Origin of the sequence: Slackia heliotrinireducens DSM 20476 (assembly GCF_000023885.1) — a bacterium.
GTDB lineage: Bacteria > Actinomycetota > Coriobacteriia > Coriobacteriales > Eggerthellaceae > Slackia > Slackia heliotrinireducens.
Genome location: NC_013165.1, coordinates 1,651,019 through 1,668,710, shown reverse-complemented (window position 1 = coordinate 1,668,710; position 17,692 = coordinate 1,651,019). Strand labels below are relative to the sequence as shown.

Genomic DNA, 17,692 nt, shown 5'->3' with positions numbered 1-17,692 from the left:
ACGTTCGAATAGAAAGTTTTTGCATTATGGCGGACATCAAAACGGCCAGAACGCAAAAAGAACTCGACCTCATCGAAGACGTGATGGGGTCGAGCTTCTTAGAGCACCAGTCGTATGTCACGTACCGTGACACGCTTCTGCTCAAAGCGACGCGAGAGGCCAACCTTGAGCTGATGCGCAAGATCGACGCGTTCTGCGAAGAGCACGGCATCAAGTACTTCGTGTACGGCAAAACCCTTGCCGGCATTGTTGCATACCAGGACTTCCTGCCTGGCTATTCCCGCATCGACCTTGGATTCCTCCGTCCTGAGATGGATAAGTTCGAGGCGGCGTTCAACGCGCTGACCGATGAGCAGATTGAAGAGCTGGGATTCAAGTACAACCCGTTCTTCACGGATAAACGGTACAAGAACATCCGCCGAATCTATGCGCACATCGACGCCATCGAATACACGTACGTTGAAGATGATTTGGACATCCTGTACGGTGACAACACGTTGCCCATGGTCATCCGCGGCATGATCCAGGCCACGGTGTTCGATGAGGTGCCCGACGACTTCTTCACCCGTAAGAAGTTTTACCGCCAGATGAAGCGCCGCAGCGTCACGTTCAGGCGCACCATCGCTTGCCGCCACATGAACGAGGCGAACTATGAAGACGGTTACGGCGCCATCATCGACCGCCATATGCTGCGATACAAGATCATGCCTTTGCGTCTGGCGTCCTGGCGCATCCACCATCTGGCCAAGCGGTATCAGGGCCGCGGCATGAGCAATGTGACCCGCATGCTCAGCTGGCGTTCATACACGGTGCCGAAATCCGACATCGGCGAAATCCAGCGCATGAACCTTGCCGGCCTTATGGTGCGCTGCCCCGACCGTCCTGACATCTGGGGCAAGGAGCCCATTCTGGAAACCACCCCTGAACTGCGCCGTCTGCAGAACGACGCGAAGGAGATCGTGGTCGAGATCGACCGCGTCTGCCAGGAGCTGGGCATCCAGTACTTCGCCTGCGGCGGCACTATGCTGGGATATGTCCGCCACGGCGGCTTCATTCCCTGGGACGACGACATCGATATCGGCATGCTGCGCGCCGACTACGAGCGGTTCAAGGCCGAAGCCGGTGCAATTCTTGACGGCGATCGCTTCTTCCTGCAGACTCGCGAGAGCGACCCGAACATTCCGTACCTGTTCTCGAAGGTTCGCATGAACGATACGGAATACATTACTGACTACAACAAGTTCCGCCCGTTCCACAAGGGCATCTGCGTGGATGTGTTCCCGTTCGACTACATTCCGAATGATTTCGCCGAGCAGCGTTCGTTCAAGAGCAAGGTCCGCGGTAAGGCCAAGGCGCATCATCGCGTGGTCAACCGTCAGTATCCGAAAGCACAGGCCGAAGAGATGCCCACGGACCGCAAGAATCTGGACTGGATGATTGCCCAGAACAACGGCAAGATTCTGGCCAAGCACTACTGGGGCATTTCGTTGGATGAGACCCAGAAGGACTACGACGAGACGGTTACCTGCTACAACGATGTGGCCGAAGAAGAAGGTCTGGAATACGTGGCCAGTTTCGTTCCGTCTTACACGATGGCGAAGGTGGAAGATCTCTATCCGGCCCAGCGTGTTGAATTCGACGGCATCGAAATCATGCTTCCGAAGAACCCTGAGAAGTTCCTGCGCATGCAATACGGTGACTACATGGTTCCGCCGTATCCGCATCAACGAGTCGGCCATGATTTGTTATTCTGGGCCGATGCGGAAGGCGTCGGAGGAGGCCGTGAGGCTGAAAACGACTTCTTCTCAGGCGAGAACAACGCTGGCGAAGAGTAAAGAAGCATGAAGGCATGGGCATGTCCCATGCCTTTTGCGAAAGGATGAAACATATGCATAGCGTGAAATGCGAAGCTCGTTTTCTGCCCATCGCCATGATGGTTGCGGCAGTGGTTTTGCTCGTCTTCCTTTCGGGCGGAGTGGCTTTTGCTGACGATACGGTTGCGGCGGATGCAATGGATGCAGAAGCCGTCGGCCAAGAGCAACCTGCCGACGATGCGTCCGATAGTGCCGTTGCAGATGCCGATGTGCCGGTTGCGGATGGTGATTCTGCGGTCGAGTCCGAAGCTACGGGCGGTGAAGAGCCTTCCATTGCTCCTGATGCCGCAGAACCTGATGAGGCCGAAGCGGAGACGCTTGCAGACGGGGACGACCAGGATACTGGCGAGACTCCCGAAGAACCTGCCATTGCAGATGGCTGGCAAGAGGTTGACGGTGCCAAATACTACGGCCAGAACGGCGAGTATGTGCGTGGATGGCTGAAGATCGATGGCATCTGGTATTACTTCGACGAGAATACCGGTGCCATGACCACAGGCTGGCAGAAGGTGAAAAACGTCTGGTACTACATGGATTCCGATGGAAAAATGACCACGGGCTGGCAGAAAGTCAACGGAACCTGGTATTACATGGCGAAAAGCGGCGCCATGCAGACGGGATGGCTGAAGCTCGAAGATGGCACGTACTACATGAAGCCAGGCGGATCCATGTCCAAGGGCTGGCAGAAGATCGACGATGCCTGGTACTACTTTGCCAACTCCGGCAGGATGCGTACCGGCTGGCTTACCCTTGATGGCGAAAAGTACTACCTGAAGGATAACGGTGCGGCCGCCGTCGGGCCGACGACGGTCGATGGCAAGACGTACCTTATGCGGGCCAATTGCAAGATGGTTCAGAAATCCGGGTGGGCGTCCTACAACGGCAAGTACTATTATCTTGCTTCGGACTTTACGCTGGTCAAAGGCTGGAAGCAGATTGACGGCAAGTGGTATTACCTCAAGTCCGGCGGCGACATGGCCACTGGCTGGCTGAAGGGCACCAACTGCTGGTACTACATGCGCGAATCGGGCAGCATGGCTACAGGATGGCAGAAAGTATCTGGCAAATGGTATTACTTCAACAGCAACGGAAAAATGAAGACCGGCTGGCTGAAGGAAGACGGTTATTACTACAGGCTGGGCACGAACGGTGCCATGCTGACCGGTTGGTACAAGGTTGATTCCACCTGGTACTACTCTTACAAGGGCGGCAAGATGGCCACGGATACTTGGATTGGCGACTACTACGTCATGCCTAACGGTGCGTATTCGAGCTACTCGACCACGTACAAGGCCGGCTATCAAAACCCGTCGCAATACTACCAGGTCAGCAGCAAAAACGTGTATGTGGACGGCCACGGAACCAATTTCGATTACGTCACGCCGAGCCGCATCACACGTAAGGCGACGCGTTCCGAATGTGTCGACGTGTTCATCGCACGCGCGTACCAATACCTGGGCACGCCGTACATGTGGAACTACTCGCTGCAGCCCGGCGTGGGCGTCGACTGCATCGGCCTGGTGTACCAATGCGCCTATGCCTGCGGCATGGACCTGGGGGAGTTCAACCCCTATAACCACTACGCCACAGGTCCGAACGGTTGGCACAGCCACGACGCCAACAATTTCTGGAACTACGGCAGTGTGAAGCACGTGGCTCTGGCTGATAGGCAGCGCGGCGACATCCTTTCCTGGAACGGCCATGTAGGCATCTACATCGGTAACGACCAGATGATCGAAGCGACCACTGTCTCGGGTAACGTTCGCATCGCAAGCATCTGGGCGCACGGCGTTCCGCGCGGCTGCATGCGCCTGTTCGTCTAGGTGCCAACGCATAAACACCAAAACGCCCGCTCGGTTTGAACTGCACCCCAGTTCCTGGACGGGCTAATAAACGGCCTACGCCGCACGTAGGGACTGATTCCGGAATTCCTCCGGGGTCAGTCCCTTCAGTTTAACCTGACGCCTCCTCGTGTTCCAGTGGACGATGTATGCATCTAGGTCGCGCCTGAACTCTTCGAAGCTTGGCCATGTCTGGTTCCGGAAGAATTCGTCTTTCAGATGGCCGAACACCTGCTCCGTCGCGCCGTTGTCGATGCAGTTGCCCTTCCTGGACATGCTCTGCACGATGCCGGCCTCCTTCAGCCTGTTGCACCACCCGGCCTGCTGGTATTGCCAGCCCATATTGGAATGCAGTATTGGGGCACAACCCTCCGGCTTCTTGGAAAGCAGCTGGTCGAGCAGCTCGTGCTGCTGGGCCATGTTGGGGTGCAGCGACGTCGACCAGGCGACGATCTCCTTGCTGCCGAAGTCGTAGACCGGCGCGAAGTAGGCCTTGCCCCAGGGCTGCTTGAACTCGGTGACGTCGGTGCCCATCTTCTCCCACGGCCCGTCGGCTGCGAAGTCGCGGCCGATGATGTTCTCGAAGGTCTTGCCGACTGCGCCCCTGTACGAGTTGTACCTGTGGTAGTCGGTCTCGCGGCGGATCCCGCAGCTGATCCCCATCTCGTGCATCATCTTGAGCACGGTCTTGTCGGCTATGCGCACGCCCTGCTCGGCGCGCAGGCACATGGCGATCTGCCTGTGGCCGCAGCCGTTGGCGGTGCGCGAGAATATCTCGGCGGCGGCCTCCCAGAGCTCCGGCCTGGTCGGGGCCTTCGGGTGCGACAGCGCGTAGTAGTAGCTCGACCTGGCAAGATCGGCGCATTCCAGCAGGTCGGCGAGGGGGTATCGCCCCGAAAGCTCGCTCACGGCCGCGGCTTTCTCGCGGTTCGAGAGCGCTTCTCCGCCTTCAGGGCTATCGATTTTTTTAGGTACGCGTTCTCCGCTTCGAGCTTCTGTATCCGACGTTCTAGCTCCTGCTCGCGCGTTAGCTCTTTAGGCGGGGAGCCGGACCCCCTCGGCCTCCCCTTGGGCTTCGGCTTGAGCGCCTCGGGGCCCTCCTCCCTGTACGCCTTCAGCCATTTCTTGAAGGAGCTTGGCGAGGCTATCCCGAACTTGGCCATGGCCTCGGGCCTCGTCATGCCCTCGTCCACGACCGCCCTGACGGCGGCCAGCTTCGTCTCGAACGAGTAGGTGGTGTGCTTCTTTCCCATCATGGCCAGGACCTCGATGCCAACGGATCTGTATACGTCTAGCCATTTTCTCACGGTTTCACGCGGAATGTCCAGCAGGCTGGCGACAGCCTTGTAGCCCATGCCCTTTTCGAAAAGGGCTACAGCCCGCCGCCGCGTCGTCTCGTCATAAAGCACTCTTCCATCCATAAAGAAGTCTCCCATTTCTCATGTCCAAGAAATGGGAGACGGTTCAGTTGAGCGGGCGTTTTACGTTGCAGGCGATTCTTTACTCGAGCGTAGAGCCGAATACCTCGGTGCAGATGCGGTCGGTGCTGTGGCCATCGCAGGCGCGCATGAACTTGTCGCGGAACTCCGCGATGCGGTCATTCGAGAACCGATGCGCGGTTGCATCGACCCAGTTCACGACGTCTTCAGAGGTCGTGAATACGGGGCCCGGCGTCATCTCTTCGAAGTCGTAATAGAAATCACGCCACGATCGGTAGTCTTCCAGGTCGGTGGCGAAAAAGCAGATCGGCCGGTCGAGCAGGCTGTATTCGAATACGATGGAAGAATAGTCCGTGATGCAGACGTCGGCGCAAGCCAGAAGCTCCGAAATCGAAAGCTCGCCCGAAACCTCGTATGCGAACGATGCGCATTCTACGGGAATGGCGTAAGGGTCCTTCACGAAAGGATGCTGCTTGATGATGAGCACATGGGTGTCTGCGAAACGCTCCTTGAGCAATTGGATGTCAAGATCATGGGGCGTTGCTGCCGTTGCGGGACGGCCCCTGAACGTGGGCGCGTACAGAATGACTTGTTTCCCGTCTGCGGCAGGGAAGAGCCTTGCGAGCTTCTCCTTCGACCGGACAAGGAAGCCTTGATTGAAGAACACATCGGTGCGGCTTACACCTAAGGGCTTGATGGTGGACGCATCGGCGATGCCCATGGCCTCCTGATATGCCCAGGAAACATCCGGGGAAGACACGCTGACCAGAGAAAGATTGGCATAGTACGGGTGTTTCTTGAACATGCGGGCGTCGGCACCGTATTTCAGGTCGACGCAGCTCAAGCCCCATTTCTTGAATGCACCGCACGCATGCCACAGCTGGAAGGCGCGCGTGCCGTCACGCAGCGGCAAGCAGCTTACCAGCTGCGAGGCGTCGTTGAGGAAGATGTATTCCGCTTCCGCCAAAACCCTCATGGAAGCCTTCGAGTTGTCCAGACGGCCCTTCAAGCCTGCTGTGGTTTCATGCAGAAACACGGCCTCCTGAGAGTATTCGGGATGCTTTTCCAAACGCTGGCTGATGAGGCTGAAGTTCTCGGACAGGGTGGACCCGTTGTTCTCGACAAAAACGACACGACCCTTGACCATGGGATACTGGGCACATGCCTTCCGATAAGCGTTCGGAAGCATGTGCCCATACACGGCATCCGCGGCCAAGAACTTCAATGTCGACTTGAGCGAGCCCATGCAGCCGTGCTACTCCTTGGTGGTTGAGAAACGCGGCGTTTCGGACGGTCCGACCTGTTGGATGGCACGGTTCATGACGAAACCGTCAACGGCCGTATCTCGAAGCCTGACATAGATCTCGTTCGCCTGTTCTCTTTCGCCCATGAACCGAAGCGCATCGGCCTTGGCTTCCCATGCGTATTCGTTGTCGGGGCTTTCGACCAGTATCTCTTCTGCAGAGTTCAGAACGGATTGCCAATCATCGGCTGTTTCCGCCAGTCCGCTGTCAACCATAAGTTGCATTGTTTTGAAGTTGCTGTTCGTACCGTGGCGCTCGACACACCAGTCGATGTGCTCCTGGGATTTAGCGAATTCGCGATACAGGATGAACTTCTTTGCGGCGCGGTAATGACGGGCGTAATCAACCAGGTTCTGAATACGGTCCGTCATGGGAACGCGGTTGACGGTCCTTACTGAGATCATATCGTCGAAGGCGGCTCTGTCTCCTTTTAGCAACAAGGCTGTGTATAGCGCTGCGTACTCAAGATCCTCGCCGAGGGCAAGATGGCATTTGGCATAGACCACCGTCGAGGAGGTCTGCCGCTCGATATACAGATTGAACAAATTGCGGAGTACTTCGTCACCCTCTGGAGTGGGGTTGTTCACAAGGTCCATGACGTCGATGTTCTTTTCGGCGATCTCGTCTTCGATGTCCATCTTCAACATGAGGCCGAGGCAGGACGTGTAGTCGAGATAGGCATCGGTCCACATGGCGCCTTCCTGCATCATGTTGTTTTTCCAGGTGGCGCGCTTGCCCAAAAACTCCGGCATGTCGATGCACGCGCGGAACTCATCTGAATAGTATTTGCAGGGGATGTGGTTGTGGGACATCTCCGTATGGATCTGCTTTTTGTCGGGAATGAGCCCAAACGTATCGCCGTAGTAATACACCATCAAGTCGAAGTAGTCTTCCGGAATCGGAACCATGTGTCCCTCGAAGGACACGTATGCGACCTTTTCGAAAGGTGCGCGAGGCAGGATGTTGTATCCGTTGGCGCTGGTCACCATGTACCATTGGGAGCCTTCATAGGTGTGGCCGAAGATTTTAGGCTCAACCTCCGCCAAGAAAGCGTCGCGGTCGGTCTCGTACGCTTTGAGGTATTCGTTGTACCGATCCATGGTGTAGCTGCGCTTACGGCGCAAATGGCGGAAGCTCCGGTTGACCACCTCGTCGTAAGCGTTGTAGCGGACCTCTGCCTCGTAGATGTCTTCCGGATCGGCGGGCAGTTCGACCATGCAGAACACATCGATGCTCTGTCCGATGTAGTCGTCCCAGAACAACGTGGTGTTGTTGATGCGGCAGGTTTCACGGTCGATGTAACGACCGAATACGCTGGGATATTCGCGGTTGCGGCGATTGTCGGCCATGACGCGTTTCGTCGGGTCGAGCTCTTGCTGGCACACTTCCACAAACCGGTTGTAATCGGCCTCTTTCATGGTGATGTCGAGGTCATTGTCCCAGGGGATGAATCCGTTGTGACGCACGGCGCCGAGCAGCGTGCCGGCTTCTAGGAAATATGTGATGTCATGCCTTCTGCAAATCTCGTCGATTTCGAGCAGGAGCTTGAGCAGATGTTCTTGAGTGGGGGTCATGATTACTTCTCGCTCCTTTCGGCCAGAAAAGCACCGACGGTTTCGTCGAGATTGCGGGTTTTCAAAGCGGGGGGCACGCAGCTTAAAACCTTGGCTCCCTTTTCTTTATCTCCGTCATGTTCCCAGATGGCAGCAGCAATATCGTGCAATTCCTGCGAAACGAAGAATCCGAGCCCCATTTTCAAATACTTGTCGGTGTATTCGAGGTAACTGTGCATGATGGCTTTGGCCTGTGTGAAGTTTCCTGCAGCAATCAAGCGATGAAGCTCGTCCTCTTTACCACGGAGCTCGGCATACGTATCGATGCGATGCCCGCATAGCGTGGCAATGTGGTAATCGTGATCCGTGTTCTTTTTCGAGACAGGAAGCACGTCGCGCAGCAGGTCTTCGTACTTGACATATCTGGCGTCCAAGTCGTCGAAATCCACTCCAATACCCTTGAATGCCTCGATCGACTCTTTATACGGGCGCGTTGCGGAGGAGATGACTGCGGATGTATTTGCGGGGCGCTGCTTCTTCTTGCTCTCTTCTTTCCATTTGCTGCCGAAATAGGCCTTGAGATAACTCTCGTAAGAAACCAGAACGGGCAGGTCCAGGCCTTCGAACGAAACCTTCTTCGTGTTCGTTAAATCCAGTTTCTCAACGGTCTTGATGGCGCCGTCGAGGGTTTCCAAGCATCCGCGGCCGGCTTTAAGCGATCCGCTCTTTTTGCAGAAGCCCTCAAGGTAATTCGCGACGCGTTGTTCGCCGAGGTACTGTACGGTTTTCCTGTAATACCCGTATGCCGTTTCCTGTTTTTCGTTCTTGAATTTGAAAGACACGGACGGCTTCAAATGGGCTGCATGGTTGCCGAGCGAAAGCGCCGCCCGGATTTTGGAAGGTCCCTTGCTGTACACGGGATGGATTTCCAGCGCCACGCCGCGGCATTTGAAATGCAGGAAATCATCGCGGTTCACCAGCGTGGTTCCTGCGTGCACGTAGCGGTACGTGTTCCAGCGGAGCAGGGGATTGGTTGCCAGGCTTTCAACTTCGCGCTGGTCGCCGCCCTGCTTGAGTAGCGCATCCAAAACGGAATGGACCTTGTTGGCCGGCATCATGACGTGGAATTCGTAGGTTGAGTTGCGAAATTCTTTGTGATTGCGAGCCAGCATGTCTGTCTGCCCGAAAAGGGCATAGGGCACGTGCTGTTGCGCGCACTCGCTGTCGAATTCGCGCACTAAATCGAGCAGTTTCTTCTGCAAGGGTGTGGCCATATTAATATCCTCGGTAGTCCTGCATATGTACGCAACGATTATAAGCGATTGTCATGCTATATGTGCGTTTGTTGGCATTGCATTTACCGTAAAGATATGTTGTTCAGCCAGCCCCATTTCGGCGTGTGGGTAATCCCGTACCAGTACATCCATGATCCCAGGTCGACTGTACGCAGACCTGCACTGGCGCTGTCGACGACCTTGCCGTTGCCTGCGTAGATGCCGACGTGTCCGTAGTAGTATCCCGCCCACGTATGCGTATGCGAGGGCACGGCAATAATCATGCCCGTTCGAAGGTTGTTCAAATTGCCGGAATCGCCCCAGCCGTAGTACATGTCGTCAGCATTTCCCAACGCCGGGTATTTCTTGGAACCGAAAGCGTTGCTGAACACGGTGTTGACCCAACCTGCACAATAGCCGGGACCAGGCCAGGGGGTCTTGGAGGTGTATTTCAGCACCGATTGCTGCTTGCTGGTCAGGGATCCCTCGGTAGGATAATTTACCGACGGGACGTCTCCGTGCGGCTTGAAGTAGTAGTAGACGCCACCGATGCGTAGCCAGGTATCGCTTACCATCATGCCGTTGGACAGAAGGTAGTACCAGGAGCCTTTGTATTTCAGCCACCCGGTGTCCATCTTGCCGTTATCGGACAGGTAATACCATTCGCCACCCACGGCCTGCCAGCCGGTGCGCATGGCGCCGTTGCCGCCGAGGTAATACCAGAAGCCGCCGGATTTCGTCCAGCCCGTGTACATGCGGCCGCCGCCGTCGAAGCGGAACCACGTTTTGGCGCCGTTGTAGTCGATCGACTGCCAGCCTGTGCGCACGGCGCCGTTCCTGCCCAGGTAGAACCAATAGCCGTCATCTTTCAGCCAGCCGGTGCGCATGGCGCCGTCTTTGCCCAGGTAATACCAATGGCCGTCGTATTTCAGCCATCCGGTGCGCATCTTGCCGTTGCCGCCCAGGTAGTACCAGGCTTTCTTCGAGTCCCAAGACAGTTTCTTCCAGCCGGTCTCCATGGCGCCGGAACCGTTGAAGTGATACCAGGAACCAGACCTCTGCTGCCATCCGGTCAGCATGACGCCTTTGGAGTTGAGCAGGTAGTACTTGTTTTTGTACACGAGCCAGCCGGTTTTCAGTTTCCCGTTTTGGCGATAGTGCCATCCGGCGTTGTCTTCGAACCATCCGTCGGGCGGCGTGGGGTCTTCTTCAGGATCGGGGTCGACCGGGTCGGGGTCCACAGGAGGGTCGGGCTCGGTGCCCGGGTCATCTGTGGAATCGGCGCCCTGTCCTCCTTGGTCGTCCGGCGCGGGGTTTCCGTCCTGGCTGTCCGAGTCGCCGTCTGCGGCGTTGCCGTCGTTTGCTCCGGATTCGGCATCGGGTGCTTCGTCGGATGCGTCGACGGCTTCCGACTCGCCCGTGCCGTTCGATTCGGTGTCGCCGGTCACGGCGGTGTTCCCGTCCGGCGTGCTCTGCTCCGTTGCGTTCAGGCCCGCATCAGGCGAAACCGTGTCGTCGGCATAGGCGGCTCCCGACAGGAGAAGCATCGAGGTCAAGCAGGCGGCTGTCAGCAGGCCTGCGAATGCGCGTGTACCTTTGTGAGTTGTGAATGAGATGTGCATACTATGTCCGTTTATTCGTCGTATTCGTGTTTTTGCTGTATCGATTATACGTGTTATGGGGCCATTCAGGGTTCTTCCAACCGTAACAATTTGGCACCTCGTGTAAAATGGCTGTTCAGACCGACAAACGAGGATTGACCTATGAAACACGCCTTAAAAACAACACTTGTTTGCCTGGTGACCGTTGCCCTTTGCACCATGGGGATCGTTCCCGAGGCCTTCGCAGACGAGACCGTTGACGCGGATGCAAACCAGGCTCTTGAAACTACAACCGAAGACGCTGATTCTGCCGCAGTGCAGGATGCAGAAAATGAAACGCAAGCTGCCGAGCAGGACGAAATGGTCGAGGAGCTGCTTGCTGCCCTAGACGAGGAAGAAGCTGCTTCTCAATCTGTCGAGTCTGCGGATGAGCAGGCGGAGGAGGATCCATACGAGGTGGTCGACACGTCCGTGCCGGAGCCTTCCGGTTACGACAAGATGGACTTCTATGCCGAAGCTTCCGACGAAGACGGCCAGGTGAGAACTCTGGCTGAACCCACAGTAACACCGATGTATCTCTCCGATGAGATGAAATACTTCGCAAAATACGAGAGCAATCAGAACTATGACCAGGGGTTGAGCTACTTCGACGGATACCACGCCGTCGGATACTATCAGTTCGACAACCGCTACGACCTGCTTGAGTTCCTGATCGCCTGCTACAACTACAATCCGAAGACCTATTCCATGTTCAAGTCGTACACCACGATGACGGAAAGCAAATTCAAAGCCTGGAACGCCATGTACGACGGCGGTCTGACGTCTGTGGGCGCCACGCTGAACGCTTCCTGGCACGCCGCCTACAAGGCCAATCCCAAGGAATTCGCGGCGCTTCAGGACGGCTGGGCCTACAAGAACTATTACATTATCGCGGAAGCGCACATGACCAGCATCGGAGTTCCCATCAAGAACCGCGCCGATTGTGTAAAAGGCCTTTGCTGGGGTATGTGCAATCTGTTCGGATCCGGAGGGTGGCGTCAGTTCGTGGGCGGCTACTACTACGGTAACAACCCTGGTGCTGGGCTTAAGAAGTCCATGTCGGACAGGCAATTCGTCACGGTGCTCTGCAACTACGTGGTTAACAACGTGGCATACTTCTATCCGAGCCAGCCTCAATACCATCAAGGCTGGCAAAACAGGTACCGCAACGAGCTGAAAGACTGCGAGAACTATCTGGGCACCATCGAGGTGGTAAACGGCCATATCATGCTGAAGGAAGGCGGGTCCTACGTGAAGAACGCTTGGGGCTTCGCTGACGGGTATTGGTACCGTTTCGATGCCAACGGCTACGCTCTGACAAGTTGCTGGTGGAAATCGGGCAGCACCTGGTACCGTTTCGACGCCAACGGCAAAATGTATGCTAATAGCTGGGCGAAAGTGAACGGCTCCTGGTATTACTTCAAGAGCTCGGGCGCCATGGTCACCGGATGGTGCAAGGTCAACGGCTCGTGGTATTACATGAATGCCAGCGGCAGGATGCTGACCGGTTGGCAGACCATCACCTACAACGGTGTGGACCAAAGGTTCTACTTCAGCGCAAGCGGGAAGATGCTGACCGGTTGGCAGACCATAGATGACGGGGCACAGTTTTACTTCGACAGCGCCGGCATCATGCAAAAGGGTTGGCAGAAGCTCGACAAGGGCGACGTGAAGGGGAAGTGGTATTACCTCGATCCCGATAGCGGCGTGATGCTGACCGGATTCCAAAAACTGCTGTACAAGGGCGCAACCAGTACGTTCTATTTCGACTCCACGGGTGCCATGGCCACAGAGTGGAAGAAGCTGTCGGGTGTCTGGTACTACTTCAACTCAGCAGGCATCATGCAGACGGGCCTGCAGAAGATCACGTCCGGGTCTACCTCCAGATACTATTACTTCAACGACGCGGGCAAGATGCTCACGGGCTGGCGGCAGATCGAATCGAACGGCGTCGTGAAGCGGTATTACTTCAACGCCAACGGTGCCGCAGCCATCGGCTGGAAGAGTCTTGACGGCACCTGGTACTATTTCAACACCGAAGGCGTCATGCAGACCGGGTGGCAGAAGGTGGGCTCTGGAACCTCTGCCAAATGGTATTTCTTCGATACCGAGGGAAAGATGCTGACAGGCTTCCAGAAGATTGTATACGGGGGTGTTGAGAAGACGTTCTATTTCAACGCGAACGGAGCCATGCAGACCGGCTGGCAGAAGCTTGCTCTTAACGGAAGAACCAGCTGGTTCAGGTTCGCTTCGAACGGCACCATGCTGACCGGGTGGCAGACCATTGCCTACAACGGCAAGAACGAGAAATTCTTCTTCACGCCTGAAGGACGCATGGTCACTGGCGTTGTGACCATCAATGACATGAAGTGCACGTTCGACAGCAACGGCGTCTTAAAGTCGCAGGTGGCCGTTGCGCCAAAGGCAGCATAGGTATATCTGCGAATATTACAGTTAAGGGCCGTTGGCAGTTTTAGACAGATGTCTATGTCGATTTGGCCTATACTGAAGCAGTTCGCACTAAGATGGAAAGGGTAAATCATGTACGTGAAGCAACAGAACGCCAACGTTGCGCTTCGTTTGGCTTTGGCTTCTCTTCTCGCGACTGTGGCGGTTGCGTTCGTCTGCGGCATGACTTCTGTTCAGGCTTTTGCCGATGAAGTCGCTGCCGACGGCCAAACGGACCTTGCTGCCGAAGCCACTCTCGACGAAGCTGCGGAGCCTGCTGAAGGGACGCTTGAGACCGAAGCCGGCATGGTTGGCGAAGATGCCGAAGGCGTTGTAGCCGACATCGAAAACGCTGAAGATGCCGATGCCGTCCAGGAACCTGAGGTTGAGGCTCCTGCCGAAGCCGCTGTTGAGGAAGATGGGTCTGAAGATACCGTACAAACCCTCACAGATCCCGAAGAGGAAGAGCTTACCCCTGGTTGGCACGACACCGAAGACGGCACCGGAAAGTTCTACGTGCTTGAGGACAAGACGAAGGCCAAGGGCTGGCAGGACATCGACGGCAAGCGCTACTACTTCGACACCGAGACCGCCATCATGAAGACCGGCTGGCTGGACGATGCCGGCACGTGGTACTACCTCGATACTAAGACCGGCATCATGAAGACCGGTTGGGTGAAGAGCGGTTCCAAGTGGTACTTCATGAGCGATCCCGATGGAGCCATGAAGACCGGCTGGGTTAAGGACAAGGGTCTTTGGTACTACATGGATTCCCCTTCCGGCGTTATGCAGAAGGGCCTTATCTCCGTCAATGGCAAAACGTATTATATGAACGGCAGCGGCGCCATGCAGACCGGCTGGAAGAAGGTCGACGGTTCGTGGTACCACTTCGATTCCAAGAGCGGCGCCGCATCGACCGGTTGGGTACATGACGGCTCCGACTATTACTTCATGAATGGCGACGGCACCATGAAGACCGGCTGGATGAAAGAAGGAACCACCTGGTACTACTTCAAGGGGTCTGGCCGCATGGCTTACGACCAGTGGATTCAGGACGGCAGCGATTGGTACCATTTCGCTGCGAGCGGCGCCATGCAGAAGGGCTGGAAGCAGATCAAAGGCTCTTGGTACTACTTCCGCGACAGCGGCCGCATGGTGAACAGCCAGTGGCTGAAGGTGAAGAACGACTGGTACTACTTCTACTCCAGCGGTGCCATGGCATCCAACACCTACGTGGGCAATTACTATGTGAATGCTAACGGAAAGTGGGTTAAGGACACGAACCTTGCCAAGGCGAACTCCCTGTACAGCGCTACGAATTGGGTGGTCATTATCGACACCCATAAGAATTGGATTTACATCTACAAGGGTCCCAACGGCAACCGTTACCTGTATGATTACTGGCGCGTTTCCACCGGAGCCGCCGCGACGCCTACCGTGAAGGGAGAATTCACCGTAGGCAGCAAGGGTTACTCCTTCGGCAACCAGTACTATCAGTGCTACTACTACACGCAGTTCTTCAACGACTACCTGATGCACTCCATCCTGTACTACAGCAGGCCTTCCGCAGATGACGTGAAGGACGGACGCATGGGCATGAACATCTCGCACGGTTGCGTTCGTATGCCGATCGAGCGTGCTAAATGGATTCAGAACAACATTCCATATGGCACAAAGGTGTACATCTACTAATGAAACAGGGGCGCTCTTCGGGGCGCCCTTTTTTACTGGTTGCTACGTCTGTGGCGTTCTGGGTTAATGGTGAATGCGGCTGTATCCTCACGGAAAGCATGGTAAGGTGCAGACCTGTCAACTAATCCGTAAGGTGCTGCCTGAATGAAGCCCGCAATACACTACATAGGCGCCCCGATCCAGAAGATGTGCGTCTGTCTGGTTTGGCTGTGCATGCTCGTTGTACTGGGCGGATGTTCTGTACAGCAAGATTATAATCCGAGCGATATATCTTTTGACACTATCGACGATGCCGCTTTGCAGGTTGTCGATGAGGGAGACTCAAATGAATCCGATGTTTATGAACCACTCGCCGATCCAGCTGTCACCAAGGGTACCGACTCGGTTGTAGAAGCGTCGGATGAGCCGGGACTACCCGATAGCGAGATAGAGGATTTCGAGCAGCTGCTCGTGGGCGGCTCCGGGGAATCAGGCACCGTCGCCGATGTGCCAACAGACGCGTATGATGGCTACATCGTCTCCGTTGACGAAGAGCGGTTGGCAGACTTCCAATTCGCAATGGAGCTCGAAGCCGCTGTCGATGCTGGAGTGCTGACACCTGTAGCGGGCAACTTCTACACCTGCAACGATTACAGGAGCCTCCCCGGAACTATTCATGCCGACATGGTCGAGTCGATTGAGCCTGATTACTATGTCGAGGCGTTTGACGATGGATCGGACGAAGGCATTGTTCCCGATGTGCGTCCAGTGCTGGAGTCGGAAAGCGGCCTTGATCAGGCTCCTGAAACCGCATCCGACACGGAAGTGATGGGCGACGCCGTTACATCGGATACGCACGAAGCAGACGCTTCCGACGAATCCTCGGAGCCTGATACGGACGAATCTGCTGACGTTTCCGAAGCTGCGAAGTCTGAAGCGCAGCCTGAGTCAGAAGAGACGGACGAAACCTCGGAAGAGCCGGTGGAGACGCAAGCGATCAAGGGGTACAACGATCCGCGCATATCGGAGCAATGGTACCTTACATCTACAAATGCCTCCGCAGCGTGGGCGGCGGGATACACCGGTGCGGTCAGCGAATCTGCTAAGGGCGTCAGACCGCTGGTCGCGATCGTCGACACGGGATTGTGCGGAACGGGGTCTTCTTCCGTAAAGCATGAAGACATCAATTATGGCAACGTTGTAGCTGGCTGGAACGTCGTCGCAGGTTCGTACGATACCGCACCGGTGTCTCGTCACGGCACCATGTGCGCCGGCATAATCGGTGCCGAACAGAACAACGGCAAGGGCATAGCAGGCCTGGTGCCCGATGCCGCTATGGCTCCCGTAATGATCTTCGGCGATTCGGGCAGCACGAGCGTGAGTAACCTTATAGCCGGTATTTATGCTGGTGTCGACTATACGGGTGCAAATGTCATGAACCTCAGCGTGGGTGTGTCCGAAATGTACTTTGAGAACCACAGCATCTCGCCGTTGCAGGCGGCCGTCGATTATGCGGCATCCAAAAACGTGCTTATGGTTGCGGCTGTCGGCAACTACGGCACCGGGTCAAATCCCCTCATGTACCCTGCAGGGTTCAGCAACGTTGTGGGTGTAGGCGGCGTTTCGCAGGGAAGCCTAGACCACTATCCGTCATCCGAGTTCAACGATAGCGTTTATTGCGTGGCGCCTGGCCAAAACATTCTCAGCACGGCAATAGCGAATAAGTCTGCGTATTCCGCAGGAAGCGGAACGTCCTACGCTGCGCCTATGGTGAGTGCTCTTGCCGCCATGTGCAAATCCGTCGACGGCAGCATGACGGTCTCCGAATTCAAGAAGTTCATCAGGTCGACCAGCACCGATTTGGGTGCTTCGGGGTACGACATCTATTACGGCTACGGCGTTATCAACTTCAACGCGGCGGCCAAGCAGCTGAATGCTATGGGAGGCCACGTGAGCCGGGAGGGCTGGGTCCTCGAAGACGGGGGCCAGTACTATTATGTGAACGACAGCCCCGTTTGCAACGCATGGAAGAGAATCGACGGGTACTGGTATTACTTTAAGTCCGATGGGCGCGCGGCTGCCAGCGAATGGGAGAAAGTGGGTTCGTACTGGTATCACTTCGACAGCAGCGGGCACATGCAGAAGAACCGCTGGCTTAAATCCGGTGGCGGCTGGTACTACCTTGGAAGCAACGGAGCTGCGCTTACGGGGTGGCAGAAGCTGTCCTACGGAGGCTCTTCGAAATGGTTCTATTTCAACGGTGACTGCAAGATGCTGACCGGGTTGCAGACTATACGATACGGCGGTTCTGACAAGGTGTTCTATTTCGACGGTTCGGGCGTCATGGTCACTGGCTGGCAGAAGGCCGGCGGGCATTGGTACTACTTCGGAGGCGACGGTGCCGGTGTAACCGGTTGGCAGAAGCTGGCGTATGGGTCGTCTACCAGGTGGTATTACTTTAACGGCGACGCCACGATGGCCACCGGATGGAAGAAGATCAGGTATGCGGGAGCTGACACGTGGTTCTATTTCGGCGGCGACGGCGCCATGCGAACCGGCACGCAGACGATAGGTGGAAAAACTTATCGCTTCGCCTCCAACGGCGCGTGGATAGGGTAAGATATCTACGTTTCAAGAGGTGCAGCGGG

General features: G+C 56.0%; 11 protein-coding genes and 2 pseudogenes. 7 read left to right on the top strand and 6 right to left on the bottom strand.

The features are described from left to right. Positions 1–26: 26 nt before the first annotated feature. Positions 27–1,835, top strand: a complete 1,809-nt coding sequence (locus SHEL_RS07120) for a LicD family protein (protein WP_012798576.1) — start codon at positions 27–29, stop codon at positions 1,833–1,835. A 53-nt stretch (positions 1,836–1,888) separates the two neighbouring features. Further along, the gene (locus SHEL_RS07115; RefSeq protein ID WP_012798575.1) at positions 1,889–3,697 is read left to right on the top strand and encodes an NlpC/P60 family protein; all 1,809 of its coding nucleotides are present in this window, start codon (positions 1,889–1,891) and stop codon (positions 3,695–3,697) included. Positions 3,698–3,772: 75 nt separating this feature from the next. Here the strand turns inward: SHEL_RS07115 and SHEL_RS07110 are convergent, their stop codons facing one another. From SHEL_RS07110 to SHEL_RS07085, 6 genes are all read right to left on the bottom strand, one after another. Next, complete coding sequence (locus SHEL_RS07110; RefSeq protein WP_012798574.1) at positions 3,773–4,624, bottom strand: IS3 family transposase; 852 nt, start codon at positions 4,622–4,624, stop codon at positions 3,773–3,775. Beyond that, positions 4,621–5,151, bottom strand: coding sequence for a helix-turn-helix domain-containing protein (locus tag SHEL_RS07105; protein WP_254303240.1), 531 nt, complete (start codon positions 5,149–5,151; stop codon positions 4,621–4,623). The genes SHEL_RS07110 and SHEL_RS07105 overlap by 4 nt, the downstream gene beginning before the upstream one ends. 64 nt (positions 5,152–5,215) lie before the next feature. Then, positions 5,216–6,400: a CDP-glycerol glycerophosphotransferase family protein gene (locus tag SHEL_RS07100; RefSeq protein ID WP_012798572.1), complete on the bottom strand. Its 1,185-nt coding sequence runs from the start codon at positions 6,398–6,400 to the stop codon at positions 5,216–5,218. A 9-nt stretch (positions 6,401–6,409) separates the two neighbouring features. Further along, complete coding sequence (locus tag SHEL_RS07095; RefSeq protein WP_012798571.1) at positions 6,410–8,032, bottom strand: LicD family protein; 1,623 nt, start codon at positions 8,030–8,032, stop codon at positions 6,410–6,412. Between the two features lie 2 nt (positions 8,033–8,034). After that, positions 8,035–9,285: a hypothetical protein gene (locus SHEL_RS07090; protein ID WP_050749550.1), complete on the bottom strand. Its 1,251-nt coding sequence runs from the start codon at positions 9,283–9,285 to the stop codon at positions 8,035–8,037. Between the two features lie 83 nt (positions 9,286–9,368). Then, a complete protein-coding gene (locus SHEL_RS07085; RefSeq protein WP_232001649.1) occupies positions 9,369–10,832 on the bottom strand; it encodes a hypothetical protein in 1,464 nt (487 codons plus the stop codon). A 216-nt stretch (positions 10,833–11,048) separates the two neighbouring features. Here SHEL_RS07085 and SHEL_RS15885 point away from each other — a divergent pair. The 5 genes and pseudogenes from SHEL_RS15885 to SHEL_RS14365 form a co-directional block, all read left to right on the top strand. Then, positions 11,049–12,086: pseudogene (locus SHEL_RS15885) on the top strand (VgrG-related protein); the annotation flags it as partial. A gap of 204 nt (positions 12,087–12,290) precedes the next feature. After that, positions 12,291–12,491: pseudogene (locus SHEL_RS15880) on the top strand (hypothetical protein); the annotation flags it as partial. 3 nt (positions 12,492–12,494) lie between these two features. Beyond that, positions 12,495–13,358, top strand: a complete 864-nt coding sequence (locus SHEL_RS15875; RefSeq protein WP_475908227.1) for an N-acetylmuramoyl-L-alanine amidase family protein — start codon at positions 12,495–12,497, stop codon at positions 13,356–13,358. 108 nt (positions 13,359–13,466) lie between these two features. Then, positions 13,467–15,065 carry a L,D-transpeptidase family protein gene (locus SHEL_RS07075; protein ID WP_012798567.1) on the top strand — a complete coding sequence of 533 codons (1,599 nt, stop codon included), beginning with the start codon at positions 13,467–13,469 and terminating at the stop codon, positions 15,063–15,065. Between the two features lie 297 nt (positions 15,066–15,362). Next, entirely contained in the window at positions 15,363–17,663 is a 2,301-nt protein-coding gene (locus SHEL_RS14365) for an N-acetylmuramoyl-L-alanine amidase family protein (protein ID WP_169304512.1), read from the top strand. Positions 17,664–17,692: the final 29 nt, after the last annotated feature.